Origin of the sequence: Burkholderia sp. 567, assembly GCF_040545115.1 — a bacterium.
Classification (GTDB): Bacteria; Pseudomonadota; Gammaproteobacteria; order Burkholderiales; family Burkholderiaceae; genus Burkholderia; species Burkholderia ambifaria.
On sequence record NZ_JBEPLG010000001.1, the window covers coordinates 355,050 to 381,759 of the forward strand.

A 26,710-nucleotide genomic window follows, 5' to 3' on the forward strand; every position below is an offset into this window, starting at 1 on the left:
TCGCGGCCGCACCAGCCGCCCGGTTCCTTGTCGCGCAAGGCCCGCATGTATGATGCCGGGCACGCGCGAAAGGCGGCCAGATTATTTTCCATGCACGCAACCGAGAGAGAATCGATGATCTCCCAATCCATCTTCAAGGCATATGACATTCGCGGTGTGGTCGGCAAGACGCTCGACGCCGACACGGCGCGCGGGATCGGCCGGGCATTCGGCAGCGAAGTGCGCGCCCAGGGCGGCGACGCGGTCGTCGTCGCGCGCGACGGCCGCCTGTCGGGGCCCGAGCTCGTCGGCGCACTCGCCGATGGCCTGCGTGCGGCCGGTGTCGACGTCGTCGACGTCGGCATGGTGCCCACGCCGGTCGGCTATTTCGCGGCGAGCGTGCCGCTTGCACTGAAGGGCGGCGAACGCCGCGTCGATTCGTGCATCGTCGTCACGGGCAGCCACAATCCGCCCGACTACAACGGCTTCAAGATGGTGCTGCGCGGCGCCGCGATCTACGGCGAGCAGATCCAGGCGCTGTACCGCCGCATCGTCGACGAGCGCTTCGAAACGGGCAGCGGCACGTTCGAGGAATTCGACGTCGCGGACCAGTACATCGCGCGCATCGTCGGCGACGTGAAGCTCGCGCGCCCGCTGAAGCTCGTCGTGGACGCCGGCAACGGCGTCGCGGGCCCGCTCGCGACGCGCCTGTTCAAGGCGCTCGGCTGCGAACTCGTCGAGCGCTTCACCGACATCGACGGCACGTTCCCGAACCACCACCCCGATCCCGCGCATCCGGAAAACCTGCAGGACGTGATCCAGGCGCTGAAGGACACCGACGCCGAACTCGGCTTCGCGTTCGACGGCGACGGCGACCGCCTCGGCGTCGTCACGAAGGACGGCCAGATCATCTATCCGGACCGCCAGCTGATGCTGTTCGCGGAAGAAGTGCTGTCGCGCAATCCGGGCGCGCAGATCATCTACGACGTCAAGTGCACGCGCCATCTCGCGCAGTGGGTGAAGGCGAAGGGCGGCGAGCCGCTGATGTGGAAGACGGGCCATTCGCTCGTGAAGGCGAAGCTGCGCGAGACGGGTGCGCCGCTCGCCGGCGAGATGAGCGGCCACGTATTCTTCAAGGACCGCTGGTACGGCTTCGACGACGGCCTCTACACGGGCGCGCGCCTGCTGGAGATCCTCGCGAAGACGGCCGATCCGAGCGCGCTGCTGAACGGCCTGCCGGACGCGATGAGCACGCCCGAGCTGCAGCTCTGGCTCGACGAAGGCGAGAACTTCCGCCTGATCGACAAGCTGCAGAAAGAGGCGAAGTTCGACGGTGCCGAGGAAGTCGTGACGATCGACGGCCTGCGCGTCGAGTATCCGGACGGTTTCGGCCTCGCGCGTTCGTCGAACACGACGCCGGTCGTCGTGATGCGGTTCGAATCGGAGACCAAGGAAGGGCTCAAGCGCATTCAGGAGGACTTCCGCCGCGTGCTGACGGCCGCGAAGCCGGACGTCAAGCTGCCGTTCTGAACCCCGGCGGCCTGCGGGCCGCCGCCGGCGCGACGCTCGAACGAGCCGTCGCGCCATCCCCGAAAAGCGGCGCACGCTCACGCGTGCGGCCGCTTTTTGTCTGTCTGACGTCCCGGGCGCGATAAAATCGCGTCTTTATGCCTGTCGCCGGCTATCCGCCGGCGTTTTTTCAGCGTGCAAAAGATCCTGATCGTGCGCGTGTCGTCGCTGGGCGACGTCGTGCACAACATGCCGGTGATCGCCGATATCCGGCGCCGCCACCCCGATGCGCAGATCGACTGGCTCGTCGAGGAGAGCTTCGTCGACCTCGTGCGGCTCGTCGACGGCGTGCGCAACGTGCTGCCGTTCTCGCTGCGCCGCTGGCGCAAGAAGCCGTTCTCGGGCGCGACGTGGCGGGAGATCCGCGCGTTCCGCAAGCGGCTCGTGGCCGAGCAGTACGACCTCGTGATCGACTGCCAGGGTCTGATCAAGACGGCCTGGGTCGCGAGCTGGGCGCGCGGCCCGCTCGCCGGCCTCGGCAACCGCACCGACGGCGCCGGCTACGAATGGCCGGTGCGCTTCTTCTATCGCCAGCGCGTGCCGATCGCGCCGCGCACGCACGTGGTCGAGCGCTCGCGCCAGCTGGTCGCGGCCGCGCTGGGCGACCCGGCGCCGACGCCGGCCGATCCGGTCGATTTCGGTCTCGATACGCGCGCGGCGGCGCTTGCGGTCGCGGCGCTCGGCCTGAACCTGCCGGTGCCGTACGTGGTGTTCGTGCACGCGACCTCGCGTGCCGACAAGCAGTGGCCGGACGCCGCATGGATCGAGCTCGGCCAGGCGCTCGTGCGGCGCGGCGCGTCGCTCGTGCTGCCGTGGGGCAACGACGCGGAGCGCGCGACCAGCGAGCGGCTTGCGAAGGAGTTCGGCGCGGCGGCGATCGTGCCGCCGAAGCTGTCGCTGCCGGCCGTCGTCGGCCTGATCGACGGCGCGGCCGCGACCGTCGGGGTTGATACAGGTCTGGTTCACATCGCGGCCGCGCTCAAGCGCCCGACGGTCGAACTGTACAATTTCGCAACGGCCTGGCGCACCGGCGGCTACTGGTCGCCGAACGTCGTCAATCTCGGCACGGCGGGGCAGCCGCCGTCGATCGCGCAGGTGAAGGCGGCGCTCGCGGGCTTTGGTCTGCTGTAATGCCCGTCACGCCCGCCCGGCCTCTCCTGCCCCTCCTGCACGTCTCGCACGCGAACCGATCATGAGCGAATCCCAGATCATCGAAGTCCCGTCCGCCGACTGGAGCGGACACAACCTGTCGGCGCCGCGCGAGCAGCTGCTGGCCGCGGTCGAGGAAGGCAAGGTGCTGTATTTCCCGCACCTGCGCTTCGCGATCGAAGGCGGCGAGGAAGCGCTGCTCGATCCGTCGCTCGCCGATCCGAAACGCAAGAACATCAGCCTCGCGCCGAACGGCGGCGTGCTCGCCGGCGTGCTCGGCGACAGCGTCACGCAGTCGGCCGTGCGCGCGCTCGTCGCGCGCTTCCAGCAGCAGGCCGGCACGCTCGTCGACGGCCTCTTTCCCGAATACCGCGGCAAGCTGCGCGTCGCGCCGACGAGCCTGCGGCTGATGCAGGTCGAGACGCGCCAGACGTCCTGGCGCAAGGACGACAGCCGGCTGCACGTCGACGCGTTCCCGTCGCGGCCGAACTACGGCGAGCGGATCCTGCGCGTGTTCACGAACGTGAACCCGGCCGGCCAGCCGCGCGTGTGGCGCGTCGGCGAGCCGTTCGAGGACGTCGCGAAGCGCTTCCTGCCGAAGATCCGGCCGCAGTTGCCGGGCTCGGCGTGGCTGCTGAACCTGCTGCACGTGACGAAGTCGCCGCGCAGCGCGTACGACCACCTGATGCTGAACCTGCACGACGGGATGAAGGCTGATCTCGACTACCAGAAGACCTGTCCGCAGCAGACGATGCCGTTTCCGCCCGGCAGCGTGTGGATATGTTTCTCGGATCAGACTTCGCACGCTGTGATGTCCGGCCAGTTCATGCTCGAGCAGACCTTCTTCCTGCCGGTCGACGCGATGGTGCGGCGCGAATGCGCGCCGCTGGGGATTCTCGAGCGCCTGACCGGCCGGGCGCTGGTTTGAGCGCGCCCCGCATCCTTCGCGGTGACGGAGCCCGCGCATGCTGAGGGCGATCTATCGCGCGCTGTGGTGGCTCGTCGCGCCGATCGCCGTCATCCGGCTCCTTGTGCGCTCGCGCAAGGAGCGCGGCTACCGCGAGCACGTCGCCGAGCGCTTCGGCCAGGTCGCGGGCCGTTCGCCGGACGATCGCGCGCCGCTGATCTGGGTGCATGCGGTGTCGGTCGGCGAGACGCGCGCCGCGCAGCCGCTGATCGACGCGCTGATGCGTACGCGTCCCGACGCGCGCATCCTGCTCACGCACATGACGCCGAGCGGCCGCGCGACCGGCGAGCAGATCTTCGGCGATCGCGTGCTGCGCTGCTACCTGCCGTACGACATGCCGGGCGCGGTGCGGCGCTTCCTGCGCGCGTGGCGGCCGACGCTCGGCCTCGTGATGGAAACCGAGGTGTGGCCGACGCTGATCGACGAGTGCCGCCGCGCGGACGTGCCGCTCGTGCTGACCAACGCGCGGATGTCCGCGCGCTCGCATCGGCGCGCGGCGAAGTTCGGCGCGGCCACGCGCGACGTGTTCGGCGGTTTCTCGCGCGTGCTCGCGCAGAGCCCGGCCGATGCGGAGCGGCTGACGTCGCTCGGCGCGCGCAACGTGACGGTGCTGGGCAACCTGAAATTCGACATGACGACGCCGCCGGAGCTGGCCGCGCGCGGCCATGCATGGCGCGACGCGATCGGCACGCGGCCCGTGTGGGTCGCCGCCAGCACGCGCGAGAACGAGGAGGCGCTGGTGCTGCAGGCGTTCGCCGCGATGCGCACGCCGGGCGCGCTGCTGATCCTCGTGCCGCGCCATCCGCAGCGTTTCGGCGAAGTCGAGGCGCTCGTCGAGCGCAACGGGCTCAAGTGCGTGCGGCGTTCGGTGTGGGGTGCGGACGCGGCGGCGCTCGCGGCCGGCCGGCCCGCTGCGGCGGAACCGTTGCCGGCCGACGTGACGGTGTTGCTCGGCGATTCGATGGGTGAGCTCGGCGCGTACTACGCGGCCGCCGACGTCGCGTTCATCGGCGGCAGCCTGCTGCCGCTCGGCGGGCAGAACCTGATCGAGGCGTGCGCGGTGGGCGTGCCGGTGCTGATCGGCCCGCACGTGTTCAACTTCACGCAGGCGACCGCCGATGCGGTCGCGGCCGGCGCGGCGATGCAGGTCGCCGATCCGCTCGATCTCGCGCACGTGCTCGACGCGCTGTTCGCCGACAACGCGCGGCGCATTGCGATGGGCGCGGCGGGGGCCGCGTTCGCGGCGCGCCATCGCGGCGCGACCGCGCGCTCGGTCGACGTGCTCGCGGCGTTGCTGCCACCGGTCGAGCGCGGCGGCGGCGCGATGCGCGGCACAACCGACGCGTCGGAACCATCCGACGACTGAGCGGGCGGCGCGAAGCCGCCCCTGGGCAGGCGAGGCGGCAGCGGGCCGCCGCGCCGCCGCTCACACCGTCAGCAATCCTTTCTTCTCGATGAATGCGACGACGTCCGCGACGCCGTCGAGCGCCTTCAGGTTCGTCATCACGTAAGGCCGCTCGCCGCGCATTTTCTTCGTGTCGGACGCCATCACGTCGAGGTTCGCGCCGACGAGCGGCGCGAGATCGGTCTTGTTGATCACGAGCAGGTCCGACTTCGTGATCCCGGGGCCGCCCTTGCGCGGAATCTTCTCGCCGCCGGCGACGTCGATCACGTAGATCGTCAGGTCCGACAGCTCGGGGCTGAACGTCGCCGCGAGATTGTCGCCGCCCGATTCGATGAACACGATGTCGGCATCGGGAAAGCGCGACAGCATCCGGTCGACGGCCTCGAGATTGATCGACGCGTCCTCGCGGATCGCCGTGTGCGGGCAGCCGCCCGTCTCGACGCCCATGATGCGTTCCTCGGGCAGCGCGCCCGCGACGGTCAACAGACGCTGGTCTTCCTTCGTATAGATGTCGTTCGTGATCGCGACGAGGTCGTAGCGCTCGCGCATCGCCTTGCACAGCATTTCGAGCAGCGTGGTCTTGCCGGAGCCGACCGGGCCGCCGATGCCGACGCGCAGCGGCGGCAGTTTCTTGGTGCGGCGGGCGGGGGAGAGAGCGGGTGCGTTCATGGCGTGGGTCGGGTTCAGGAGCGGAACAACCGCGAATACTGGGTTTCGTGCCGCGCGGACAGGATGCCGAGCTGCGGCGCGAACGTGTTGACGGCGTCGGGCGGCGTGGCGAGCGCGCGGCGCACGGCCGCGTCGATCGCCCCGCGCAGCGCGACGATGATGCGTTGCCCGGCAAGCTGGCCGAGCGGCACCGCTTTCAGCGCGGCCGACGTCTGGTTCTCGACCCAGCCGAACGCGTACGCGGCGAGCACGGCGTCGGCGCTCGTGTCGTGCGCGGCCGCCGCGTAGGCGAACGCGGTCGGCAGCGCGATCGGTGAAATCGTCGCGAGCGTCGCGCGGCGCGCGGCATCGCCCCATTCGAGCGACGTGCAGAGCTGCGCGAGCGACCAGCCCATCTGCTCGGTTTCGCGGCGCAGCTCCGCCGATTCGCGGCTCGCGACGAACCACGCGTTCTCGCGCGCGAGCGCATCGGCGTCGTGCGCTTGCCAGCGTGCGAGCTGATGCGCGAGGAACGGCAGTTCGCCGTGCGCGAGCACGTCGGTCAGCCCGCTCGCGATCCAGTCGCGCGCGGTGTCGGCGTCGCGGATCAGGTTCGCGTCGAGCGCGGCTTCGAATCCCTGCGAATAGCTGAATGCGCCGATCGGCAGCGCGGGCGACGCGAGATGCAGCAGCGCGACGAGCTCAGTGGTGGTCATGGCCGTGGTGGCCGTGCGTGCAGCCCGGACCATGCTGGTGATCGTGATCGTGATCGTGATCGTGCGAGTGGCCGTGGTGCTCGCCGAATACCTGCTGCGCGAGCGCGTAATCCTCGGCGAACGTCGCGTCATGTCCATGCTTGTGGCCGCCGCCGTACGCACCGGCTTCCGGCTGGAACGGTGCGCTCGTGGGTTCGACCTGCGTGCCGAGCCGGCGCAGCATGTCCGCGAGCACCGGATCGGCTTCGAGCTTCAGGTAGCCGTCGCCGATCTCGACCGGCGTGTGACGGTTGCCGAGGTGATACGCGGCGCGCATCAGCGTGAGCGGATCGCCCGCGCGCACGAGCAGCACGGTCTCGGGCGCCGCGGCGATGCGCACGAGCGCGCCGTCGTCGGCGACGAGCACGTCGCCGTCGCGCAGCACGGTGCCGCGCGGCAGCAGGACCGCGACGTCCTCGCCGGTATCGAGCGTGGCCGCGAGGCGGCTCTTGCAGCGGGCGTCATAGGCGAGCGTGAGCGTCGGCGCGCGCGCGACGAGCGACGCGGCGAGCTTCACGTTCGGGGCAATGCGTTTGTCGAGGGTGCGCATGGAACGAAAACCGGAAATCAGAACAGGAAATAGCGCTGCGCCATCGGCAGCACCGACGCCGGTTCGCAGGTGAGCAACTGGCCGTCGGCGATCACGTCGTAGGTTTCGGGGTCGACGCTGATCGACGGGCGCCATGCGTTGTGGATCATGTCGGCCTTCGTCACGTTGCGGCAGTTGCGCACCGGCACGATGCGCTTCGCGAGCCCGTAGCGTTCGGCGATGCCCGCGTCGGCCGCCATCTGCGACACGAAGGTGAGCGACGTGCGCGCGAGCGCGCCGCCACGTGTCGCGAACATCTCGCGGTAGTGGACCGGCTGCGGCGTCGGGATCGACGCGTTCGGGTCGCCCATCTGCGCGACCGCGATCATCCCGCCCTTCAGGATCATCGACGGCTTGATCCCGAAGAACGCCGGTTCCCACAGCACGAGGTCGGCCCACTTGCCGGGTTCGATCGACCCGACTTCGTGCGCGATCCCGTGCGTGATCGCCGGGTTGATCGTGTACTTCGCGACGTAGCGTTTCGCGCGGAAGTTGTCGTTGCGCGCGCCGTCTTCCGGCAGCGCGCCGCGCTGCACCTTCATCTTGTGCGCGGTCTGCCAGGTGCGGATGATCACTTCGCCGACGCGGCCCATCGCCTGCGAATCGGACGACAGCATCGACAGTGCGCCGAGATCGTGCAGGATGTCCTCGGCCGCGATCGTCTCGCGGCGGATCCGCGATTCGGCGAACGCGAGATCCTCGGCGATCGACGGATCGAGGTGATGGCACACCATCAGCATGTCGAGATGCTCGTCGAGCGTGTTGATCGTGTACGGGCGCGTCGGGTTGGTCGACGACGGCAGCACGTTCGCCTCGCCGCACACCTTCAGGATGTCGGGCGCATGGCCGCCGCCCGCGCCTTCGGTGTGGTACGTGTGGATCGTGCGGCCCTTGAACGCGGCGACCGTCGATTCGACGAAGCCGGCTTCGTTCAGCGTGTCGGTGTGGATCGCGACCTGCGTGTCGGTGTCGTCGGCCACCGACAGGCAGTTGTCGATCGCGGCGGGCGTCGTGCCCCAGTCTTCATGCAGCTTCAGGCCGATCGCGCCGGCCGCGATCTGCTCGACGAGCGGCTGCGGCAGGCTCGCGTTGCCCTTGCCGAGGAAGCCGAGGTTGATCGGCCAGCCGTCGGCCGCCTGCAGCATTCGCTCCATGTGCCACGGGCCCGGCGTGCAGGTCGTCGCATTGGTGCCGGTGGCCGGCCCCGTGCCGCCGCCGAGCATCGTCGTGACGCCCGATGCGAGCGCCTCGTCGATCTGCTGCGGGCTGATGAAATGGATGTGCGTGTCGATGCCGCCCGCGGTGACGATCAACCCTTCGCCGGCGATCACTTCGGTCGCGGCGCCGATCGCGATCGTCACGCCGGGCTGGATGTCCGGGTTGCCGGCCTTGCCGATCGCGGCGATGCGGCCGTGCTTGATCGCGATGTCGGCCTTCACGATGCCCCAGTGATCGAGGATCACCGCGTTCGTGATGATTGTGTCGGGCACGTCGGCGGCCACGCGCTGCGACTGGCCCATCCCGTCGCGGATCACCTTCCCGCCGCCGAATTTCACTTCCTCGCCGTAGATCGTGTAGTCGCGTTCGATCTCGATCAAGAGCTCGGTATCGGCGAGCCGCACGCGGTCGCCCGTCGTCGGCCCGAACATTTCCGCGTACGCGCGGCGGCTCAAGCGTAATGTCATGGTGCTGTTCCTGAAGAGTGGGGCGCGGCTTACAGCGGCCCCATCACCTTGCCCTGAAAACCGTAGACGGCACGGTCGCCGGCCAGCTCGACGAGCTCGACGGTGCGCGTCTGGCCCGGCTCGAAGCGCACGGCGGTGCCGGCCGCGATGTTGAGCCGGAAGCCGCGCGCGGCCGCGCGGTCGAACGACAGCGCGTCGTTGGCTTCGAAGAAGTGGTAGTGCGAGCCGACCTGCACCGGCCGGTCGCCGGTGTTCGCGACGACGACCGTCTGCGTCGGGCGGCCTGCGTTCAGTTCGTGCTCGCCGTCGTCGGTGAGGATTTCGCCGGGGATCATGCGGGGGGCCTCGCTCACGGAATCGGGTGGTGGACGGTGACGAGCTTGGTGCCGTCCGGAAAGGTCGCCTCGACCTGGATGTCGGGGATCATCTCCGGCACGCCATCCATCACGTCGTCGCGCGTGAGCAGCGTCGTGCCGTAGTGCATCACCTCGGCGACGGTCCTGCCGTCGCGCGCGGCTTCCATCAGCGCGGCGGTGATGAATGCGACCGCCTCCGGATAGTTGAGCTTCAGGCCGCGCGCGCGACGGCGTTCGGCCAGGAGCGCCGCCGTGAAGATCAGCAGCTTGTCCTTTTCTCGGGGAGTCAGTTTCATGAAGGCAATCGTTCAGGAAAACGTAATTTTTTATCGGGGCGCGGGGTTCCGGCACAGGCGCGGGCCATCGTAGCACCGCGTGATTTTTCGTGCGTCGTGTATCCGTTATGTAAGACGCAAGGTGCGTGCCATGCCGATAAAACGTGCGGCGATGCGCGTTCGTGGTGCGCGATGCATGAATGGCGGGCAGCGCGGGCGACGGCGCTGCGCCGAAACGGTGCGCGCCGGGCGCGCGTTCAGGTTTGCCAGAGGCGCAGCGGCCGCGCGTCGACGCCGTGCACGATCGGGCGCAGGTAAAGCCAGCAGTCGGCGAAGTGACGCTGAAGCGCTTCCATCGACGTCGACAGCGCGCGCACCAGCACGACGCCGGGCGTCACGCAGGTCGCGCCCGCGCGCAGCGTATCGTCGAACGGCATCCGCGCGGCGAGCGCTTCAGCCAGTGCCGCATCGCACGCGGCGCCGGCGGCCCACAGCGTGCCGTACACCGGAAAGCCGGCGAGACCCTGCAACGCGCCGCGCAGCGGATCGCGCGCGTCGAGCAGCGCACGCTCGGTCCACAGCGGCCGTCCGTCGGCATCGACGAGTGCCGAGCGCGACGCGATGCGGCCGGCCGACCACGTTTCGCCGGCCGCCTGCCTGCCGAGTTGCGTCGCGTCCCAGCCGATCGCGCTCGCGCCTGCGCCGAGCGTCACCGTGAAGTCGAGCGCGGCGTGGGCCGCGTCGAAGAACAGGTTGTTCTGCGGCAGCCAGTCGAGCTTCGCGTGCGCGCCGACCGTGATGCCGATGCGTTGCGTCGCGTCCAGACCGTTCGACTTGTACCACTTGGTCGCGCCGGGCGTCGTCAGCACCGCATGCGTACCGTCGCCGAGCGCGATGTCGATGTCGAGCCGGTCGCCGCCCGCGACGCCGCCCGGCGGGTGAACGATGACCGCGTGGCAGATCGCGTCGCCTTCCGGATACAGCGGCCGCTGCACGCGTAGCGGGCCGTCGTGCAGCCGGTGGACGAGCGTCGTGCGCGCGCCGTGCCGTTCGAAGCCGAGTTCGAGGCGACCGCGCCACGATTTGGCGACGGAGGGGCGGGACAGCGAGGCGTGGGAATCAGGGGCGGACATCGGTGCAAGGCAGGGGACGGGCGCGGTGAACGAGGATGCTACCGCAACAATATACGCTTCGGCGCTGGCAGTGCAGGCTGACGTAGCGCTGCTCGCAGGCCGTGCCGTTTTGCCGGCGTGGGCCCGGCATGCATTGCCCGGCGACGCGCCAGATCGAAGCGCCGGGTCGAGGCGCCGGATCGAAGCACCGGGTCGAAGCACCGGATCGAAGCACCGGATCGAAGCGTCGGATCGAAGCGTCGGCCGATGCGTCGAATCGGTAACCGGAAACGATGCCCCTCCGGCGCCCGCCTGCTACACCGCGATCAGCTCGCGCACACCGTTCGCCTCCATGTCCCGCGCATCACCGCCCGCGACGACCTCGCCGCGGCTCATCACCCAGTAGTGATCCGCGATCGAGCGCGCGAAGTCGTAGTACTGCTCGACGAGCAGCACGGTCATCTTCGATTCGTCGACGAGCTGGCGCAGCGTGCGCCCGATGTCCTGGATGATCGACGGCTGGATGCCCTCGGTCGGCTCGTCGAGGATCAGCAACTGCGGCTCGCTCATCAGCGCGCGGCCGATCGCGAGCTGCTGCTGCTGGCCGCCCGACAGGTCGCCGCCGCGCCGTGCGCGCATGTCCTTCAGCACCGGGAACAGCTCGTAGATGCGCTCGGGCACCGACGAGCGCGCCTTGCGGCTTGCCGCGCCGACGAGCAGGTTTTCCTCGACGGTCAGCCGCGGAAAGATGTCGCGGCCCTGCGGCACGTACGCAAGCCCGGCCGCGACGCGTGCATACGGCGGCAACGCGCCGAGCGGCGTGCCGCGCCACGACACGCTGCCGCTCTTCGCGGCGACGACGCCCATCAGGCAGCGCAGCAGCGTGCTCTTGCCGACGCCGTTGCGGCCGAGCAGCACGGTGAGCTTGCCGTCTTCGGCGGCGAGGTTCACGTTGCGCAGGATATGGCTGCCGCCGTAGTACTGGTTCAGTGCGTCGATCTTCAGCATCGCATCATCTTCCGAGGTAGGACTCGATCACCGCGTCGTCGCGCTTGACCTGGTCGAGCGTGCCGTGCGCGAGAACCGCGCCGTTGGCCATCACCGTCACGCGGCCCGTGTCGCCCGCGAGCGCCGCGACGAAGTCCATGTCATGCTCGACGACCATCATCGAGCAGGTGCCGCGCAGCGTGTTCAGCAGCGCGGCGAGTTCCATCGTCTCGTGGTCGGTCATCCCGGCCGCCGGTTCGTCGAGCAGCAGGAGGGCGGGACGCTGCATCAGCAGCATGCCGATCTCGAGCCGCTGCTTCTGCCCGTGCGACAGCTCGCCGGCCGCGCGATACGCATCGCTTTCAAGGCCGATCAGCGCGAGCGTTTCCTCGATCTTCGCCTGCGCGGTGCGGTCGAGCCGCGCGCGCAGCGACGCGAGCCAGCCCTTGTCGGTCTGCATCGCGAGTTCGAGGTTTTCCCACACCGGATGCTGTTCGAACACGGTCGGCTTCTGGAACTTGCGGCCGATGCCCGCACGCGCGATTTCCGGCTCGTTCATCCGGGCGAGATCGATCGTCTGGCCGAGAAACACCTTGCCCGCATCCGCGCGCGTCTTGCCGGTGATCACGTCCATCATCGTGGTCTTGCCCGCGCCGTTCGGGCCGATCACGCAGCGCAGCTCACCGGCGTCGATCGCGAGCGACAGCTTGTTCAGCGCGCGAAAGCCGTCGAAGCTGACCTCGATGTCCTCGAGATAGAGGATCGTGCCGTGCGACGTGTCGATGCCGGGCGGCACCACGCGGCCCATCGATGCGGTGCCGCTGACGGTCAGCAGCTCGTCTTCGGCCGGTGGCGTGAACTGGTAGAGGGCCGTGCCGTTCATCCGCGTTTCCCCTTCGCAAGCAGCGTGTCGACGAGGCCCATGATCCCGCGCGGCAGCAACAGCGGCACCAGCACGAAGATCAGGCCGAGAAAGAACAGCCAGTATTCGGCGAAGTACGCGGTGAAGAAACTCTTCGCGCCGTTCACCGCGAACGCGCCGACGATCGGCCCGATCAGCGTGCCGCGCCCGCCCACCGCGACCCAGATCGCCATTTCGATCGAGTTGCCGGGCGACATCTCGCCGGGATTGATGATGCCGACCTGCGGCACGTACAGCGCGCCCGCGATGCCGCACAGCACGGCCGACAGCGTCCACACGAACAGCTTGTACGCGAGCGGGCTGTAGCCGAGAAACATCAGCCGCGTCTCGCCGTCGCGCACCGCGGTGACCACGCGCCCGAGCTTGCTCGTGACGATCGCGCGCGCCGCGATGAACGCGAGCACGAGCGTCGCGAAGGTCAGCAGCAACAGCACCGTGCGCGTGCCGGGCGACGTGATCGCAAACCCGGCGATGCGCTTGAAGTCGGTGAAGCCGTTGTTGCCGCCGAAGCCCGTCTCGTTGCGAAAGAACAGCAGCATCGCGGCGAACGTCAGCGCCTGCGTGATGATCGACAGGTACACGCCCTTCACGCGCGAGCGGAACGTGAAGAAGCCGAACACCCACGCGAGCACGGCCGGCGCGAGCACGACCAGCGCGAGCGCCCACGCGAGATGCTGCGTGCCGCTCCAGTACCAGGGCAGCTGATGCCAGTCGAGGAACACCATGAAGTCGGGCAGGTCGCTGCCGTACTTGCCGTCGCGGCCGATCTCGCGCATCAGGTACATGCCGATCGCATAGCCGCCGAGCGCGAAGAACAGCCCGTGGCCGAGACTGAGGATGCCGCAGTAGCCCCACACGAGATCGAGCGCGAGCGCGGCGATCGCGTAGCACATCAGCTTGCCGCCCAGCGTCATCGCATACGCGGACAGATGGAACGCGCTCGACTCGGGCGCGACCAGCGCAGCCAGCGGCACGCCGACGCCGATCGCGATGCACAGCGCGACGAGCGCGAGCCATGCGCGGCGCGACAGTAGCGCGGGGCGCGGCGGCAGGCCGAGCGCGAAGCTTTCCTTCGCGGGCACGGTGGCAGCGGGCTTCGGCGCGTCGGCGACCGGGTTCGACAACGAATCGGTGATTGAAGTCATGTCAGGCCTCCGCGCTGCGGCCCTTCGGGGCGAACATGCCCTGCGGACGCTTCTGGATGAACAGCACGATCATCACGAGCACCGCGATCTTCGCGAGCACGGCGCCCCAGAACGGTTCGATCGCCTTGCTGACGAGACCGAGCCCGAAGCCGCCGAGCACGGTGCCGGCGATCTGGCCGACGCCGCCGAGCACCACCGCCATGAACGAATCGATGATGTAGTTCTGCCCGAGATCGGGGCCCACGTTGCCGATCTGCGACAGCGCGCAGCCGCCGAGGCCCGCGATACCCGCGCCGAACGCGAACGCATACGCATCGACGCGCGCGGTCTTCACGCCGACGCACGCCGCCATCCGGCGGTTCTGCGTGACCGCGCGCACGAACAGGCCGAGCCGCGTCTTCGTCAGCACTGCCCACGCGACGAACACGACCGCGAGCGCGAACGCGAGGATCGCGAGCCGGTTGTACGGCAGGATCAGGTTCTGCATCACGGTCACGCCGCCGCTCATCCACGACGGGTTCACGACCTGCACGTTCTGCGCGCCGAACAGCATGCGCGTCGCCTGGATCAGGATCAGGCTCACGCCGAACGTCGCGAGCAGCGTCTCGAGCGGGCGGCCGTACAGGTGCCGCAGCACGAGCCGTTCAAGCACGATGCCGACCAGCGCCGCGGCCGCGAACGACACGGGCACCGCGACGAGCGGATACCAGTCGAACGCGGCCGGTGCATGGCGCTGGATCAGCGTCTGCACGACATAGGTTGCGTACGCACCGATCATCAGGAATTCGCCGTGCGCCATGTTGATCACGCCGATCAGCCCGTACGTGATCGCGAGGCCGAGCGCCGCGAGCAGCAGCACGCTGCCGAGCGACAGGCCCGCGAACACGGTGCCCACGATCTCGCCGCGGCGCTGCAGCGCGTGCAACGTGTCGAGCCCTTGCTGCGCGGCTGCGCGTACGCGTGCGTCGGGTTCGGTGTAGCTGCCGTCGGCGTTCTTCGCGACGAGCGGGCGCAACTGCTCGATCATGTCGAGATCGCTGCGCGCGGCCACCACCTGCACGGCGTCGAGACGCTTCGCCGGATCGGCATCGTGCAGCGCGGCGATGGCCCACAGCGCGTCGAGGCGGCGCTTCAATGCCGGGTCGGTTTCCTTTGCGCGTGCGCGCTCGATCATCGGCTTGAGTGCCGGGTCGGGCGACTTCAGCAGCGCGTCGATCGCGTCGCGGCGCGCGGCGACGTGGGGCGATGCGAGCGCGAGGCCCGACAGCGCGGCGGCGATCTTCGTGCGCAGCAGGTTGTTCAGCATCACGGGCTGCGCGTCGCCGGCCGGCGTCGCGGCCTGCGTCAGCGCATCGTGCGCGGTGTCGCCGGTCTGGATCAGCAGGCGGCCGTCGCCGGTCGCGAGCGCGTCGCCGGTCGACAGCGCATTGAGCAGCGCGACGGCGCGCGGATCGGCATCGGCGGCGATCCGTTCGATCGCGGTCGTTTTCGCGTCGAAGTCGTCGCCGGCGAGTGCGGCGGTATCGGCGGCCGTCAGGGCGAACGCGGCGCGCGGCAGCGCGCAGGCCAGCGCGGCACAGGCGACGACCGCGACGGCGGCGCGGCGAAAGCGGTTAGGCATCGGGAGATCCTGTCGGGCGTGGAAAAGCGAATGCGTGCGGCGGTGCGCGGGCGCATGCGGTTCGTCACCGCACGCGCGGCGGCACGCCCGCGGCAGCCTGCGAGCGGAGCGCCACGCCGGTGCGCGGCGCTCCGCATCGCATCAGGCGAGCGCCGCGCGCTGCCGCCGCAGGAATGCCGGGATCGAGCTGACGATGTCCGGCTTGCCCTGGTTACCCGCGATGAACGGGCTCCACGGCTGCGCGCGCACGGCCGTCTTCGTCTTCCACACGACGTTGAATTGCCCGTCGCCGCGAATCTCGCCGATCATCACCGGCTTGTGCAGGTGGTGGTTGCCGTCCATCGACAGCGTGAAGCCCGACGGCGCGACAACGCTCTGGCCGATCATCGCGACGCGCACCTTGTCGACGTCGGTGCTCTTCGCCTTCTCGACGGCCTGCTTCCACATGTGGATGCCCACATAGGTCGCCTCCATCGGGTCGTTGGTCACGCGCTTCGCGCCGCCCGGCAGGTTGTTCGCCTTCACCCACGCGGCGAACTGGTCCTTGAACTTCGTGTTCGTCGGGTTCTTCACCGACATGAAGTAGTTCCACGCGGCGAGATGGCCGACGAGCGGCTTCGTGTCGATCCCGCGCAGTTCTTCCTCGCCGACCGAGAAGGCGACTACCGGCACGTCGGTCGCCTTGATCCCCTGGTTGCCGAGCTCCTTATAGAACGGCACGTTCGAATCGCCGTTGATCGTCGAGATCACGGTCGTCTTGCCGCCCTGCGCGAAGGTCTTGATGTTCGCGACGATCGTCTGGTAATCGCTGTGGCCGAACGGCGTGTAGACCTCCTGAATATCGGCGTCCTTCACGCCCTTCGATTTCAGGAACGCACGCAGGATCTTGTTGGTCGTGCGTGGATACACGTAGTCGGTGCCGAGCAGGAAGAAGCGCTTCGCGCCGCCGCCTTCCGCGCCCATCAGGTACTCGACGGCCGGTATCGCCTGCTGGTTCGGCGCGGCGCCCGTGTAGAACACGTTGCGCGACATTTCCTCGCCTTCGTACTGCACCGGGTAGTAGAGCAGGCCATTCAGTTCCTCGAACACCGGCAGCACCGACTTGCGCGACACCGACGTCCAGCAGCCGAACACGCACGCGACCTTGTCCTGCGTGAGCAGCTGGCGCGCCTTCTCCGCGAACAGCGGCCAGTTCGAGGCGGGATCGACGACCACCGGCTCGAGCTTGCGGCCCATCACGCCGCCGCTCTTGTTGATGTCGGCGATCGTCATCAGCGCCGTGTCCTTCAGCGACGTTTCGGAGATCGCCATCGTGCCCGACAGCGAATGCAGGATGCCGACCTTGATCGGGCCCGTGCCCGCATCGGCCGCTTGCGCGAACGGACTCTTGCCCGCCAGCGCGAGTGCACCGGCCATCGAACCGAACTTCAGCAGACTGCGACGTTTCATCGGGTTCCCCTTGACGTGTTGGATTTGCGTGCGCCGTGGGCGGCGCCGGCATCGTAGTAACGCAAGGCATGTGCCAGTCGCGCGGATGCACGCTGGGCGTGCCTGGCGAGGGTGGCTCAAGGTGCGCACGCGGTGCACATGACGCGTCGTGCAGCATGCGCGATCCGTTGCGGTGCAGTCGCGCGGGCGCAAATGGTGCACGGCGCGCTCGCCGGCGCACCGAAGTCAACGGAACGAGGATGAAACGCGGAAGCAGAAACGCAAACGGGCGCGCAAAGCGCGCCCGTTCGGCGGGGACCGGTGCGACCGGCGGCAATGGGCCGGTCGGCGTGGCGGCGCGCGATGCGCCGCCGGATAGGGCAGTAATTCGGCGGTAACTCGCCGGTAACTCAGTAACGCGGCACGGACGGATCGACGTCACGCGACCACGCGTCGATGCCGCCCTGCAGGTTGTACAGCTTCGTGAAGCCGCGCGATTCGAGGAACATCGCGACCTGCGCGCTGCGCATGCCGTGATGGCACACGCAGACGATTTCGGCTTCGTCGTCGAGCTCTTCGCTGCGCGCGGGGATCTGCTGCATCGGGATCGACACGCTGCCGGCGATCTGCGCGGTCGAGATTTCCCACGGTTCGCGCACGTCGAGCACGACCGGCGCGGGACGCGCCGGATCGCGAAGCCATTCCGCGAGCATCGCGGCAGTCAGGATCTGCATGGGGCCGCCGCTCAGAACTTGAAACGCGACGGTTCGATCGCGTTCACGAGGTGGTCGACGTAGGTCTCGAACACGTCGGCGACACGGTACTGCTTGTCGTCGATGCGCGTGATGATCTGCGCCTTCATCACCGGACGGCCACCGACGAACGCCGACAGGCGGCCGCCGATCTTCAGCTGTTCGAGCATCTGCTGCGGCACGACCGGCAGGCCGCCCGCGACGCAGATCACGTCGTACGGCGCCTTGTCGGGCCAGCCGAGCGAGCCGTCGCCGAGCACGACTTCCGCGTTCGTCACGCCGTCGTTGCGCAGGTTGTCGGCCGCGAACTTCGCGATGGCCGGATCGATCTCGACGGCCGTCACGTGCAGCGTGCGATGCGCGAACAGCGCGGCCAGATAGCCGGAGCCCGCGCCGATCACGAGCACGTTCTCGTGCTTCTTGACCGCCAGTTCCTGCAGCATGCGCGCTTCGACGCGCGGGAACAGCATCTTGCCGCGGCCGCCGGGCAGCGGCAGCTCGAGGTCGGCGAACGCGAGATCGCGATGTTCGGGCGACACGTAGTTTTCACGCTTGACGATCGACAGCAGGCCCAGGACGTCGAGATCCAGTACGTCCCACGGCCGGATCTGTTGTTCGATCATGTTGAAACGCGCGTTTTCGATATTCATGGTGTGGTCACGCAGCCAGGTCGGCCATCAGCGGGGATAGAGAAACTTCGTGATTGTACCAAACGGGGCGCCGGCGAAGCCTTCAGACGGCCTGCAACAGACCTTTACCCCTTGCTCTTCTTGATCTGCGCTTCGAACGCGAGGTCGAGCTTGCTCGCCTTGCGCGGTTTTTGGGGGCCGAACTGGTCGACGAACTTGACGAACTCGTCGAGCGGCAGCGGCTCGCTGCGCTTCTCGGCGGTGCCGCCCGAGCGGTCGACCAGATAGAACAGGCCGCCCGCCATCGCGACGGCCGCGAACTGCGGGTTGCCGGACCGGGTCTTCAGGCGTTCGACCGCGTGGGTCGCTTTGGTGGTGCGCATCGTGCGGGTTCTTGCAGGGGCGTTGAGCCCATTACTTTAGCAAACCGGCCGCCCGCATGCGGCCGCGCGGCGTCAGACGGTGCGCGAGTAGCGCTGGTGTGGCGTCCGGCCGAGGTAGGCGTCGAACGCCATCGCGATGTTGCGCACGACCATCCGGCCGGCCGGCTGAATCGTCAGGCGATCGCCGGCGATCGTCAGCAGCCCGTCCTGCTCGAACCCGCGCAGCGCGTCGAGCTCGCGCGCGAAGTGATCGGCGAAGCGGATCCCGTGCGCCGCCTCGATATGCGAGAACGGCAGTTCGAGGTTGCACATCAGCTGCGTGATCACGTCGCGGCGCAGCCGGTCGTCGGCCGTGAGCCGCACGCCGCGCGCGATCGGCAGCCGGCCCGCGTCGAGTGCGGCGCCATAGGCCGGCAGATCCTTCGCGTTCTGCGCGTAGACGTCGCCGACCTTGCCGATCGACGACACGCCGAAACCGATCAGGTCCGTATCCGCGCGCGTGCTGTAGCCCTGGAAATTGCGCTGCAGCGTGCCGTTGCGCTGCGCGCGCACGAGTTCGTCGGTTGGCCGCGCGAAGTGATCCATCCCGATGTACACGTAGCCGGCCGACGTCAGCATGTCGATCGCGAGGCCAAGCAGCGCGATGCGCGTTTCGGGCGGCGGTAGCGTCGCGTCGTCGATCTGCCGCTGCATCTTGAACAGGTGCGGCATGTGCGCGTAGCCGAATACGGACAGGCGGTCCGGCGCGAGTTCGATGATCGTCTCGAGCGTGCGCGCGAACACGGCGACCGTCTGGTGCGGCAGCCCGTAGATCAGGTCGACGCTGACCGAATGGAACCCCGTCGCGCGCGCGGCCGACATCAAATCGGACGTCATCGCGAGCGGCTGGACCCGGTTGATCGCCTGCTGCACGACCGGATCGAAATCCTGCACGCCGAGGCTCAGCCGGTTGAAGCCGATGTTGCGCAGGTGGACGAGCCGCGCGGGCGTGACCGTGCGCGGGTCGATCTCGATCGAGAACTCCGCGTCGGCGTCCGGCGCGAGCACGAAATAATCGCGGGTGGTCGCCATCAGTTCGGCCATTTCGGCGTCGGACAGGAAGGTCGGCGTGCCGCCGCCCCAGTGCAGCTGCGTGACCGGGCGCGCGGGATCGAACAGCGCGGCCTGCAGCGCCAGCTCGCGTTTCAGTTGCTCGAGATACGGGCGCGCGCGGCGATGGTTGTTCGTCGCGATCTTGTTGCAGCCGCAATAGAAGCACGCCGTGTTGCAGAACGGGATATGGAAGTACAGCGACAGATCGCTCGATGACGCGCCGGGATCGCGCGCGGCACGCAGGTAGTCGGCCGGGTCGAAATCGTCGCGGAACTGCAGCGCGGTAGGGTAGGACGTATAGCGCGGCCCGTTCGCGCCGTACTTGGCGAGCAAATCGGGACGGAACATCGTGTCGGCAGAACCGGAACTCATGCTGGCCTCGCGCTTTTCAGATGCGTTCGAGTATATAAACGCGCGTTTCGGCTGCATTGTGTAATAACGTCGCAGCCGGCGATGGCACAATGCGCGGCGGGCCGCCGCACGCCGCGTCCGGTTGCCGCACCGTTTTTTTGTCGTTTTTGAGAGAGTCGAGTGTCCGTCGAAATGCCTGTCCGTCCGGCGCCCGCCGATGCCCCGCCGCCGCATGCGTGCCGCGAGGGGTGCGGCGCGTGCTGCATCGCGCCGTCGATTTCGTCCCCGATTCCGGGGATGCCCGACGGCAAGCCGGCCGGCGTGCGCTGCGTGCAGCTCGGCGACGACCTGCGCTGCCGGATCTTCGGCCGGCCGGAGCGTCCCGCGTGCTGTTCCGGGCTGCAGCCGTCCGCCGAGATGTGCGGTGCGTCGCGCGACGACGCGCTCGCGTGGCTGACGCGCCTCGAGGTCGCGACCCAGCCGTCGCCCGGCACCGGCGCTTCCCGTTGACGCATGGTCGTGCATCGGCTCGCGCACGGAACCGGCGGCGTGTGCGCAAGCACTAACTTCGGTCCACGGCCCCGATGCGGCGGCCGAGCCGATGGCACGACTGCCGCTTCGCCCGATACAGGAGATTGTCCAGCATGACCGCATCTTGCACGCCCGGCCGACGCCGTTTCCTCGCCGTGTGCGCCGGCGCCATCGGCGTGTCGGTATCGCTCGCGGTATCGCTCGCCGCCTGCGCGTCGACGTTCCCGTTCATCCCCGATCACTACACGTTCTCGCGCGGCGACGTGCAGAAGGCCGTCGCGCGCAAGTTCCCGTACCAGAAGACGGTCGCGCAGGTCGTCGACGTGTCGCTCGCGAATCCGGCCGTCAACCTGCTGCCCGACCAGAACCGCGTCGCCGTACAGCTCGACGCGCATTTCGCGAGTCCGTTCCTGAGCGAGCCGGTGAGCGGCAAGTTCACCGTGTCGGGCCAGTTGGCTTACGACGCGCCGAGCCGCTCGGTCGTGTTGAGGGCGCCGGCCGTCGACAGCCTCGTGCTCGACGGCAACGCGCAGATGTACGCACAACAGGTCGGCGCGGCCGCCGGCCTGCTCGCGACGCAGGTGCTGACCAACTATCCGATCTACACGTTCAAGCCCGAGCAACTGCAATTTGCCGGAGTGAACTACGAACCCGGTACAATTACGATTCTTACAAACGGCATACGCGTGGCGATCGTCGAAAAGTGACGACGTACCGCGCGCGGCCGGGCGGGCCGCGGCGGTGACGCGGCCCATTCTCTTTCGACTACTTCGGAGTTGGGCCACGGATGGACTGGATCCTGATCTGCAAGGCATTGATCCTCGGCGTCGTCGAGGGGCTGACGGAATTCCTCCCGGTGTCGAGCACCGGCCACCTGATCGTCGCGGGCAGCTTCCTGAATTTCAACGATGCGCACGCGAAGACCTTCGACGTCGTGATCCAGTTCGGCGCGATCCTCGCGGTTTGCTGGGAATACCGTCAGCGGATCGTGTCCATCGTGACCGGTCTGCCGAGCCGGCCCGACGCGCAGCGCTTCACGCTGAACGTCGTGATCGCGACGATTCCCGCGATCGCGCTCGGCCTACTGTTCGAGAAAAAGATCAAGGCCGTGCTGTTCTCGCCGGTGCCTGTCGCATTCGCGCTCGTGGTCGGTGGCGCGATCATCCTGTGGGCCGAGGCGCGGCAGCGCGAACGCAGCGAGCCACCGCGCGTGCAGTCGATCGATGCGCTCACGCCGCTCGACGCGCTGAAGGTCGGCATCGCGCAATGTTTCGCGCTGGTGCCGGGCATGTCGCGCTCGGGCTCGACGATCATCGGCGGGATGCTGTTCGGCCTCGACCGGCGCGTCGCGACCGAATTCTCGTTCTTCCTCGCGATTCCGATCATCTTCGGCGCGACGCTCTATGAAACGGTCAAGGACTGGCAGGCGTTCACGGTCGACTCGCTCGGCCTGTTCGCGCTCGGGCTCGTTGCCGCGTTCGTCAGCGCGTTCGTGTGCGTGCGCTGGCTGCTGCGCTTCGTCGCGACGCACGACTTCACCGTGTTCGCGTGGTACCGGATCGCGTTCGGCCTGTTCGTGCTGCTCGTCGGTTACAGCGGGTGGTTGAACTGGGCGTGATGCCGGTGCGCAGGCGACGGCGCTTCCAATGAAGAACGGCCCGATCGGCAGATGCCGGTCGGGCCGTTCTTCATTGCGCGGCGCGCAGCGTGCGGTGCGCCGTCGCGGCGGGGGTTCAGGCGGCGCGCTTGCGGAACACCAGGTCCCACACGCCGTGGCCGAGCCGCAAACCGCGCCGCTCGAACTTCGTGATGGGGCGGTAGTCGGGACGCGGCGCGTAGTCAGCCGCCGTGTTTTCGAGCGACGGTTCGGCGCCGAGCACTTCCAGCATCTGTTCCGCGTAGTTCTGCCAGTCGGTCGCGCAATGCAGGTACGCGCCGGGCTTCAGGCGCGACGCGAGGTGCGCGACGAGCGGCGGCTGGATCAGCCGGCGCTTGTGGTGGCGCGCCTTGTGCCACGGATCCGGGAAGAAGATGTGCACGCCGTCGAGGCTTTCCGGCGCGAGCATGTGCTCGAGCACTTCGACCGCGTCGTGCTGGATGATGCGGATGTTCGGCAGGTCCTGTTCGCCGATCAGCTTCAGCAGCGCGCCGACGCCCGGCTCGTGCACCTCGACGCCGAGGAAGTCGTCGCCCGGACGGTGCGCGGCGATTTCCGCGGTCGACGCGCCCATCCCGAAGCCGATTTCCAGGATGCGCGGTGCGCTGCGGCCGAACACGGCGTCCCAGTCGGGAATTTCAGGCGTATACGGGACGACGAAGCGCGGGCCGAACTCGTCGAGCGCGCGGCGCTGGCCGGTCGACACGCGGCCGGCGCGCGTCACGAAGCTGCGGATGCGGCGGTGGTGCAGCGGATTGACTTCGTCGGCGCCATCGGCGGCTTCGTCGGGGAGGGCGGCGTCGTCCGGCGGCAGGCCGGCTTCGTTCGGATCGTCGTGCATCATCGGTGACAGAGAAAGGCTCGGTTCGGGGCGGGGCCCGTTACGCGCAGCGGTGCGCCGGATGAACGGGCACATGGTACAAAAAAGCCGCCTTCGACGAGGCGGCTCTTGCGCTGGCTGCCGTGCAGCCGAAAGTGGAGCGGGCGATGGGAATCGAACCCACGTCATCAGCTTGGGAAGCTGAGGTAATGGCCATTATACGACGCCCGCAGAACGGGTGATTGTACAGGGGTTTGGGTGGGGATGGCAAGTGGGGCGTTTTGGCTGGTGGCATCGAAACTGGCATGGCCGCTCAGGACCGGTTGCGTCGCTGCGGGATGACGGGCCACAACAGAACTGGCATTTTCCTTCCGCGCCTGCAAAGCTTGCCGCTGGGGTGTTTGCGGTTGTGTCGTGCAATAGGGCAGCAGTCTGTGGTACTTTCAAGATAAAACGTCTAATCCAACAAAGCAGCGAACGGGGTTAAGGTGGCGAACTACATTGACGAAGAAATTCTCTGTGAGGCATACACTCACCTTGAGATTGACATCTTTCAAGATAAGGTGAAGCTCGAAAAGCTGAAGAATGAGATCGCTACGTTTATGGAGGAGCGGGCAAAATTCTTTTTTTTGGGAGACGACGTAAGCGTTAGAGTCGAATTTGAAGAGGGGAGTCTTAAGACTCGCGTGATTGTGCTAGGCGCTGCCGCGTCGACTCTTGTTGCTGGTATTTCTGCGTATGGTTCTTTTCGCGCAGGCGTGGATCAAATAGCGAAGGATGCAACCATGTTGGCGCAGAGTGCCAACCAAGAGTTGATCTTTAGGACGAGAACTGCGTACTGCGATCGCATCAGTATCGAGAAACGTAAGGGCGTGTTTGGTCGCGTTGACGCTCTGCTGGGAGAGTTGGATGCAGTGCGATTCGCCGTGGCAAATTCCAAACTTCCTACTAGACTAATTGAGTTGCGGGAGTTTAATGGCGCATCTGACAAATTGGTTGAGTGGGGTGGAAAATCGGATAAATTATTCGAGAAGCTGAGTGCGGCGGAAACTGAGGGATGTATTGCTGCGGGGTTGCTTGAGGAGTTGGAGCGGTTTCCTGATGCAGCTCCTTGGGAATCGGATATTCAAAAAAAATCGTTCCGCGCAACTATTGCTGAATCAGATCTGAAAAATGCTTCTAATTTGGCCGCTGCTGCTGCGAAATACGCTTCAATAATTAAGTTGCTTCGGAAAAAAATGGAGACGCGACTCAAGGCGATTGCGCCGAGGCAAGCTTAGGCAATGCGCTCCACAACCTCGTTCATAGAGTAGTGCACAAATTGTTTGCCGAGCTCCGTTAGAACATATTGTTTGCTGCCTTCAAAGGCTGACTCGACAGTCGTGTTTGTGGAGCTCGGTGGCCTTCGAGCGGCTTGCTTTCGGAGGAATTGGCCCTCATTATTAGTATCGCGCGCTTGCCGAATGACGCCGCCGGTGCTGAGGTCGCGGATTAGCAGCTTGTATAGGTCTGCTTCTGCTGAATCCTCGCGGACCAAGTCTCCGTAGATTGCGGTCCAGATGTCAAATCGCGTCGAGCCAGGATTTTTGAAAATCTCACGAATTACAGCGAGATGCGATTCGTGGTAGCTGTCCAGCCAGTCAATGAAAAGTCGCACCACGTCATCTGAGCAGAGTCGCGTTCCCGCAGCGTTTGTAACGAGATTCGCCACGTAGTGCCGCTTGTCTTCGGTATCGGCTTTGTCCCACGCGCGGAAAGCCTTGCGAACGATGTCGAGATACCCTTCGCTCGCTAGACGTTCGTCAATTTCCTCGCCAATCGCCTCGAACCGACGACCAATTTCCTGCATGGTCGCGCTTAGCGTTTCCATCTTGGCTTGATGTTGCTCTAGCCATTGGGTTTGGAGTGATGACGTCTGGAGCCCGGATTCTTCGGTCTTGACGCTTGCCAGTGCGCTAATGAATCCACCCACCCAGGGAATGCTGCCGAGGGCTGCCAGCGCAAATTTCTCGAGAATCCGCCGCTTCGTGCTTGGATTCAGCTTTTCGAGTTCGGATCGGATTCGGTCAACAGCCGAATCAGTTTGGCTTACGGCATTACCGGGATTTCCATCGTCTTTCATTGGCGCCCCGCATGTTATGGACGTAGGCCGATTGTACATCGGTGAAGGACAGAGAATGGTTCTTGTCCAGTTGTCGTCAACAGCGAATCAGGAGATGGTCGCGGCATCGAAGACGCTAAACATCAAAACGATCACCGATCGCTGACCATTGACCAGATACGAGACCTGGCAACAGCCGTGCGCGAAGACGTACCGGGATTTGAGCCGAGCAAAAGTGGACAGGAGGCTCATCGAATCGGTGCATGGGCGATATACATTGGCCTGCCGCTCGAATCCTGAGATTTCTACTCGCGACCAGCTCAGCCACCTTCCATAGAGCGTTTGTCGGTACGCGCGAGCATTTCCTATTCCAGGTCGATCATTCCGCGAACTTCGCCTACGTGAGACCATTGGCACGTCGTTGTTGTTCGATAATGACAGTTCCAACGCGCACGACAAGCTGTGCATCTTGGGCGTAATCCGTGAAAGAAATGCGAGTCGTGATGCTCAATTTGTTTTGAAAACGAGGTCGCGCACAATTGAGGGTTGTCAAACCTCATTTCGCCGTGATTGAGCAATTAGTCAAAAAGATCTCCGTTCTGTCCTGAAATTGGTTCCAGGCTGCTGAATATCAATTTTGGTCTCTTTGCGCCACTTTGTCCTTTCTCGTCACTTCTGTCAATAACTCCAACGAGGCGGCACGTCTCGAAGAGCATAGGTTTATAGGGCACTATATTTCTGGATTCTGGGTGGGCGGTGAGTATGTGTCCTTGATACTTAAAACCCATTGATTGAGTTGTCTTATTTTCACGGGTTACTTCGCCGGTGAGTGAAACGACTGCGCCGTGAACGAGCTCTGGGAAAAGAAGCTCGTCAGTCAGCTCCTCGTCTTCATCTGAGAAGATTGATTTTTCATGCGCTGTAATGATTTCTTGATCAATTTTCCCATTTACAACTACGCCGATCGACAAAGTGGTTTCTGTGTCGACGTTCGCGGCGAGCTTCTCCAGTATCTTCGGGTTGCAACGAGCGTAGAGCTCTAAGTATTTTACCGGAAGGAAAAGGTATTCTCCGGATGCATTTGGTATTCCGATGAATTCATTGTTTTCTGCGAATTTGACATCATCGAACTGTCTCTTATCCAGGTTTCCGAGATGCTTGCCAATTCTTGCGACCCATTTGAGAGCTTCTAGGGCTGTTTTGAAGATATCCTTGAAACCAACGCCATCGAAATCCTTTTCTGCCATCTTCTTGGCTGCGTTGGTGACATAGGCCGTGGCTGCGATACCGAGGCCCAATTGGAATAGAGTTGAAATATCGGTTGGAATCGACGCTATCCAGGATCCCCTTTCGATTCGTACCGGAATCTCAAATTCTATATCTCTTAAATCCGGCGCTTGAGCAAGAATGAACTGGCGAAGTGCTTCATCGAAGCCAATCAGTGCTTTGGCGGATTTGCGTGCATCGAAAGCCCCCGACTCTAATCGCTTACCATCGTATTTTACGAAACCGACGAATTCTGCTTCCAGGCTCATTGGATTCTCTTTGTTCGATGATCGTTATGTCTATAACCTCATTCGTATCGTAGCAGACTGGCGTCAAAGGCGGTAAAGATGAGTTTGTCCCAAAATGGCAGCGTTGGGCAGTGGTCAGGATTCGTGGCGGGGGGGGGCACTAACTGATTGATAACTGCGTCAGAAGAAAGTTGATGGCGTGGTTGGAAATTCACCAATAAATCAAAGGGATAGGGCGTGAAGGCTGTCGCTTTCTGTATTTTAAGTCGCGTACGAGGATGCAAGTCG

27 protein-coding genes and 1 tRNA gene are annotated in these 26,710 nt (G+C 66.0%); 8 read left to right on the forward strand and 20 right to left on the reverse strand.

What is annotated here, in order from left to right; all coding sequences use genetic code 11:
• Window positions 1-114 precede the first annotated feature (114 nt).
• From ABIC50_RS01645 to waaA, 4 genes are all read left to right on the forward strand, one after another.
• Window positions 115-1,509: a phosphomannomutase/phosphoglucomutase gene (locus ABIC50_RS01645; protein ID WP_012363244.1), complete on the forward strand. Its 1,395-nt coding sequence runs from the start codon at window positions 115-117 to the stop codon at window positions 1,507-1,509.
• 174 nt (window positions 1,510-1,683) lie between these two features.
• A complete protein-coding gene (gene waaC, locus ABIC50_RS01650) occupies window positions 1,684-2,679 on the forward strand; it encodes a lipopolysaccharide heptosyltransferase I (protein WP_126227283.1) in 996 nt (331 codons plus the stop codon).
• A gap of 61 nt (window positions 2,680-2,740) precedes the next feature.
• Complete coding sequence (gene kdoO, locus ABIC50_RS01655; RefSeq protein ID WP_011656152.1) at window positions 2,741-3,625, forward strand: Kdo hydroxylase KdoO; 885 nt, start codon at window positions 2,741-2,743, stop codon at window positions 3,623-3,625.
• A gap of 37 nt (window positions 3,626-3,662) precedes the next feature.
• Window positions 3,663-5,030: a lipid IV(A) 3-deoxy-D-manno-octulosonic acid transferase gene (waaA, locus tag ABIC50_RS01660; protein WP_354161259.1), complete on the forward strand. Its 1,368-nt coding sequence runs from the start codon at window positions 3,663-3,665 to the stop codon at window positions 5,028-5,030.
• Window positions 5,031-5,090: 60 nt separating this feature from the next.
• On the opposite strand, the gene ureG is transcribed toward waaA, so the two are convergent.
• The 16 genes from ureG to hemN form a co-directional block, all read right to left on the reverse strand.
• Complete coding sequence (gene ureG, locus ABIC50_RS01665) at window positions 5,091-5,738, reverse strand: urease accessory protein UreG (protein ID WP_011656154.1); 648 nt, start codon at window positions 5,736-5,738, stop codon at window positions 5,091-5,093.
• Window positions 5,739-5,752: 14 nt separating this feature from the next.
• Window positions 5,753-6,433 (reverse strand): urease accessory protein UreF, encoded by a 681-nt coding sequence (locus tag ABIC50_RS01670; RefSeq protein ID WP_354161261.1) that lies wholly within the window; start codon window positions 6,431-6,433, stop codon window positions 5,753-5,755.
• Window positions 6,420-7,022: an urease accessory protein UreE gene (gene ureE, locus ABIC50_RS01675; protein WP_175664123.1), complete on the reverse strand. Its 603-nt coding sequence runs from the start codon at window positions 7,020-7,022 to the stop codon at window positions 6,420-6,422. The genes ABIC50_RS01670 and ureE overlap by 14 nt, the downstream gene beginning before the upstream one ends.
• A 17-nt stretch (window positions 7,023-7,039) precedes the next feature.
• Window positions 7,040-8,746 carry an urease subunit alpha gene (gene ureC / locus ABIC50_RS01680; RefSeq protein ID WP_011656157.1) on the reverse strand — a complete coding sequence of 569 codons (1,707 nt, stop codon included), beginning with the start codon at window positions 8,744-8,746 and terminating at the stop codon, window positions 7,040-7,042.
• A 29-nt stretch (window positions 8,747-8,775) separates the two neighbouring features.
• Window positions 8,776-9,081: an urease subunit beta gene (locus tag ABIC50_RS01685; RefSeq protein ID WP_354161263.1), complete on the reverse strand. Its 306-nt coding sequence runs from the start codon at window positions 9,079-9,081 to the stop codon at window positions 8,776-8,778.
• A 14-nt stretch (window positions 9,082-9,095) separates the two neighbouring features.
• The gene (locus ABIC50_RS01690) at window positions 9,096-9,398 is read right to left on the reverse strand and encodes an urease subunit gamma (RefSeq protein WP_006491064.1); all 303 of its coding nucleotides are present in this window, start codon (window positions 9,396-9,398) and stop codon (window positions 9,096-9,098) included.
• A gap of 236 nt (window positions 9,399-9,634) precedes the next feature.
• Window positions 9,635-10,510 carry an urease accessory protein UreD gene (locus ABIC50_RS01695; RefSeq protein WP_175660953.1) on the reverse strand — a complete coding sequence of 292 codons (876 nt, stop codon included), beginning with the start codon at window positions 10,508-10,510 and terminating at the stop codon, window positions 9,635-9,637.
• A 294-nt stretch (window positions 10,511-10,804) separates the two neighbouring features.
• Window positions 10,805-11,497, reverse strand: coding sequence for an urea ABC transporter ATP-binding subunit UrtE (gene urtE / locus ABIC50_RS01700; RefSeq protein WP_012363253.1), 693 nt, complete (start codon window positions 11,495-11,497; stop codon window positions 10,805-10,807).
• Between the two features lie 4 nt (window positions 11,498-11,501).
• Window positions 11,502-12,359, reverse strand: a complete 858-nt coding sequence (gene urtD, locus ABIC50_RS01705) for an urea ABC transporter ATP-binding protein UrtD (protein WP_006752106.1) — start codon at window positions 12,357-12,359, stop codon at window positions 11,502-11,504.
• Window positions 12,356-13,543 (reverse strand): urea ABC transporter permease subunit UrtC, encoded by a 1,188-nt coding sequence (gene urtC / locus ABIC50_RS01710; RefSeq protein ID WP_354161266.1) that lies wholly within the window; start codon window positions 13,541-13,543, stop codon window positions 12,356-12,358. The genes urtD and urtC overlap by 4 nt, the downstream gene beginning before the upstream one ends.
• 1 nt (window position 13,544) lies before the next feature.
• The gene (urtB, locus tag ABIC50_RS01715; RefSeq protein ID WP_354161269.1) at window positions 13,545-15,164 is read right to left on the reverse strand and encodes an urea ABC transporter permease subunit UrtB; all 1,620 of its coding nucleotides are present in this window, start codon (window positions 15,162-15,164) and stop codon (window positions 13,545-13,547) included.
• A gap of 141 nt (window positions 15,165-15,305) precedes the next feature.
• The gene (urtA, locus tag ABIC50_RS01720; protein ID WP_012363256.1) at window positions 15,306-16,613 is read right to left on the reverse strand and encodes an urea ABC transporter substrate-binding protein; all 1,308 of its coding nucleotides are present in this window, start codon (window positions 16,611-16,613) and stop codon (window positions 15,306-15,308) included.
• 389 nt (window positions 16,614-17,002) lie between these two features.
• On the reverse strand, window positions 17,003-17,326 hold the full coding sequence (locus ABIC50_RS01725; protein WP_006752102.1) for a rhodanese-like domain-containing protein: 324 nt from the start codon (window positions 17,324-17,326) through the stop codon (window positions 17,003-17,005).
• An 11-nt stretch (window positions 17,327-17,337) separates the two neighbouring features.
• On the reverse strand, window positions 17,338-17,994 hold the full coding sequence (locus tag ABIC50_RS01730) for a protein-L-isoaspartate O-methyltransferase family protein (protein WP_011656163.1): 657 nt from the start codon (window positions 17,992-17,994) through the stop codon (window positions 17,338-17,340).
• Between the two features lie 104 nt (window positions 17,995-18,098).
• Complete coding sequence (locus ABIC50_RS01735; RefSeq protein WP_006752100.1) at window positions 18,099-18,356, reverse strand: hypothetical protein; 258 nt, start codon at window positions 18,354-18,356, stop codon at window positions 18,099-18,101.
• A 72-nt stretch (window positions 18,357-18,428) separates the two neighbouring features.
• Window positions 18,429-19,820: an oxygen-independent coproporphyrinogen III oxidase gene (gene hemN / locus ABIC50_RS01740; RefSeq protein ID WP_175713858.1), complete on the reverse strand. Its 1,392-nt coding sequence runs from the start codon at window positions 19,818-19,820 to the stop codon at window positions 18,429-18,431.
• 171 nt (window positions 19,821-19,991) lie between these two features.
• On the opposite strand from hemN, the gene ABIC50_RS01745 reads away from it, so the two are divergent.
• From ABIC50_RS01745 to ABIC50_RS01755, 3 genes are all read left to right on the forward strand, one after another.
• The gene (locus tag ABIC50_RS01745) at window positions 19,992-20,309 is read left to right on the forward strand and encodes a YkgJ family cysteine cluster protein (RefSeq protein ID WP_043173643.1); all 318 of its coding nucleotides are present in this window, start codon (window positions 19,992-19,994) and stop codon (window positions 20,307-20,309) included.
• A gap of 134 nt (window positions 20,310-20,443) precedes the next feature.
• Window positions 20,444-21,037, forward strand: a complete 594-nt coding sequence (locus ABIC50_RS01750) for a DUF1439 domain-containing protein (RefSeq protein WP_011656166.1) — start codon at window positions 20,444-20,446, stop codon at window positions 21,035-21,037.
• An 80-nt stretch (window positions 21,038-21,117) separates the two neighbouring features.
• Window positions 21,118-21,948, forward strand: a complete 831-nt coding sequence (locus ABIC50_RS01755) for an undecaprenyl-diphosphate phosphatase (RefSeq protein WP_006752096.1) — start codon at window positions 21,118-21,120, stop codon at window positions 21,946-21,948.
• A gap of 115 nt (window positions 21,949-22,063) precedes the next feature.
• On the opposite strand, the gene trmB is transcribed toward ABIC50_RS01755, so the two are convergent.
• Together trmB and ABIC50_RS01765 are read right to left on the reverse strand one after the other, a co-directional pair.
• Window positions 22,064-22,831, reverse strand: a complete 768-nt coding sequence (gene trmB / locus ABIC50_RS01760) for a tRNA (guanosine(46)-N7)-methyltransferase TrmB (protein ID WP_175735060.1) — start codon at window positions 22,829-22,831, stop codon at window positions 22,064-22,066.
• A 132-nt stretch (window positions 22,832-22,963) separates the two neighbouring features.
• A tRNA-Gly gene (locus ABIC50_RS01765) sits at window positions 22,964-23,038 on the reverse strand.
• Window positions 23,039-23,295: 257 nt separating this feature from the next.
• On the opposite strand from ABIC50_RS01765, the gene ABIC50_RS01770 reads away from it, so the two are divergent.
• Window positions 23,296-24,087 (forward strand): hypothetical protein, encoded by a 792-nt coding sequence (locus ABIC50_RS01770; protein WP_354161272.1) that lies wholly within the window; start codon window positions 23,296-23,298, stop codon window positions 24,085-24,087.
• On the opposite strand, the gene ABIC50_RS01775 is transcribed toward ABIC50_RS01770, so the two are convergent.
• Both ABIC50_RS01775 and ABIC50_RS01780 read right to left on the reverse strand, forming a co-directional pair.
• Window positions 24,084-24,929, reverse strand: a complete 846-nt coding sequence (locus ABIC50_RS01775) for a hypothetical protein (RefSeq protein WP_354161275.1) — start codon at window positions 24,927-24,929, stop codon at window positions 24,084-24,086. The genes ABIC50_RS01770 and ABIC50_RS01775 overlap by 4 nt on opposite strands.
• A 557-nt stretch (window positions 24,930-25,486) precedes the next feature.
• Window positions 25,487-26,443 (reverse strand): hypothetical protein, encoded by a 957-nt coding sequence (locus tag ABIC50_RS01780; RefSeq protein ID WP_354161278.1) that lies wholly within the window; start codon window positions 26,441-26,443, stop codon window positions 25,487-25,489.
• Window positions 26,444-26,710: the final 267 nt, after the last annotated feature.

Excerpts from the sequence above, each read along its gene's own strand:
- ABIC50_RS01645 (WP_012363244.1), top strand. The coding sequence starts at position 115 with ATGATCTCCCAATCCATCTTCAAGGCATATGACATTCGCGGTGTGGTC.
- kdoO (WP_011656152.1), top strand. The coding sequence starts at position 2,741 with ATGAGCGAATCCCAGATCATCGAAGTCCCGTCCGCCGACTGGAGCGGA.
- waaA (WP_354161259.1), top strand. The coding sequence starts at position 3,663 with ATGCTGAGGGCGATCTATCGCGCGCTGTGGTGGCTCGTCGCGCCGATC.
- ureG (WP_011656154.1), bottom strand. The coding sequence starts at position 5,738 with ATGAACGCACCCGCTCTCTCCCCCGCCCGCCGCACCAAGAAACTGCCG.
- ABIC50_RS01670 (WP_354161261.1), bottom strand. The coding sequence starts at position 6,433 with ATGACCACCACTGAGCTCGTCGCGCTGCTGCATCTCGCGTCGCCCGCG.
- ureE (WP_175664123.1), bottom strand. The coding sequence starts at position 7,022 with ATGCGCACCCTCGACAAACGCATTGCCCCGAACGTGAAGCTCGCCGCG.
- ureC (WP_011656157.1), bottom strand. The coding sequence starts at position 8,746 with ATGACATTACGCTTGAGCCGCCGCGCGTACGCGGAAATGTTCGGGCCG.
- ABIC50_RS01685 (WP_354161263.1), bottom strand. The coding sequence starts at position 9,081 with ATGATCCCCGGCGAAATCCTCACCGACGACGGCGAGCACGAACTGAAC.
- ABIC50_RS01690 (WP_006491064.1), bottom strand. The coding sequence starts at position 9,398 with ATGAAACTGACTCCCCGAGAAAAGGACAAGCTGCTGATCTTCACGGCG.
- ABIC50_RS01695 (WP_175660953.1), bottom strand. The coding sequence starts at position 10,510 with ATGTCCGCCCCTGATTCCCACGCCTCGCTGTCCCGCCCCTCCGTCGCC.
- urtE (WP_012363253.1), bottom strand. The coding sequence starts at position 11,497 with ATGCTGAAGATCGACGCACTGAACCAGTACTACGGCGGCAGCCATATC.
- urtD (WP_006752106.1), bottom strand. The coding sequence starts at position 12,359 with ATGAACGGCACGGCCCTCTACCAGTTCACGCCACCGGCCGAAGACGAG.
- urtC (WP_354161266.1), bottom strand. The coding sequence starts at position 13,543 with ATGACTTCAATCACCGATTCGTTGTCGAACCCGGTCGCCGACGCGCCG.
- urtB (WP_354161269.1), bottom strand. The coding sequence starts at position 15,164 with ATGCCTAACCGCTTTCGCCGCGCCGCCGTCGCGGTCGTCGCCTGTGCC.
- urtA (WP_012363256.1), bottom strand. The coding sequence starts at position 16,613 with ATGAAACGTCGCAGTCTGCTGAAGTTCGGTTCGATGGCCGGTGCACTC.
- ABIC50_RS01725 (WP_006752102.1), bottom strand. The coding sequence starts at position 17,326 with ATGCAGATCCTGACTGCCGCGATGCTCGCGGAATGGCTTCGCGATCCG.
- ABIC50_RS01730 (WP_011656163.1), bottom strand. The coding sequence starts at position 17,994 with ATGAATATCGAAAACGCGCGTTTCAACATGATCGAACAACAGATCCGG.
- ABIC50_RS01735 (WP_006752100.1), bottom strand. The coding sequence starts at position 18,356 with ATGCGCACCACCAAAGCGACCCACGCGGTCGAACGCCTGAAGACCCGG.
- hemN (WP_175713858.1), bottom strand. The coding sequence starts at position 19,820 with ATGAGTTCCGGTTCTGCCGACACGATGTTCCGTCCCGATTTGCTCGCC.
- ABIC50_RS01745 (WP_043173643.1), top strand. The coding sequence starts at position 19,992 with ATGCCTGTCCGTCCGGCGCCCGCCGATGCCCCGCCGCCGCATGCGTGC.
- ABIC50_RS01750 (WP_011656166.1), top strand. The coding sequence starts at position 20,444 with ATGACCGCATCTTGCACGCCCGGCCGACGCCGTTTCCTCGCCGTGTGC.
- ABIC50_RS01755 (WP_006752096.1), top strand. The coding sequence starts at position 21,118 with ATGGACTGGATCCTGATCTGCAAGGCATTGATCCTCGGCGTCGTCGAG.
- trmB (WP_175735060.1), bottom strand. The coding sequence starts at position 22,831 with ATGATGCACGACGATCCGAACGAAGCCGGCCTGCCGCCGGACGACGCC.
- ABIC50_RS01775 (WP_354161275.1), bottom strand. The coding sequence starts at position 24,929 with ATGAAAGACGATGGAAATCCCGGTAATGCCGTAAGCCAAACTGATTCG.
- ABIC50_RS01780 (WP_354161278.1), bottom strand. The coding sequence starts at position 26,443 with ATGAGCCTGGAAGCAGAATTCGTCGGTTTCGTAAAATACGATGGTAAG.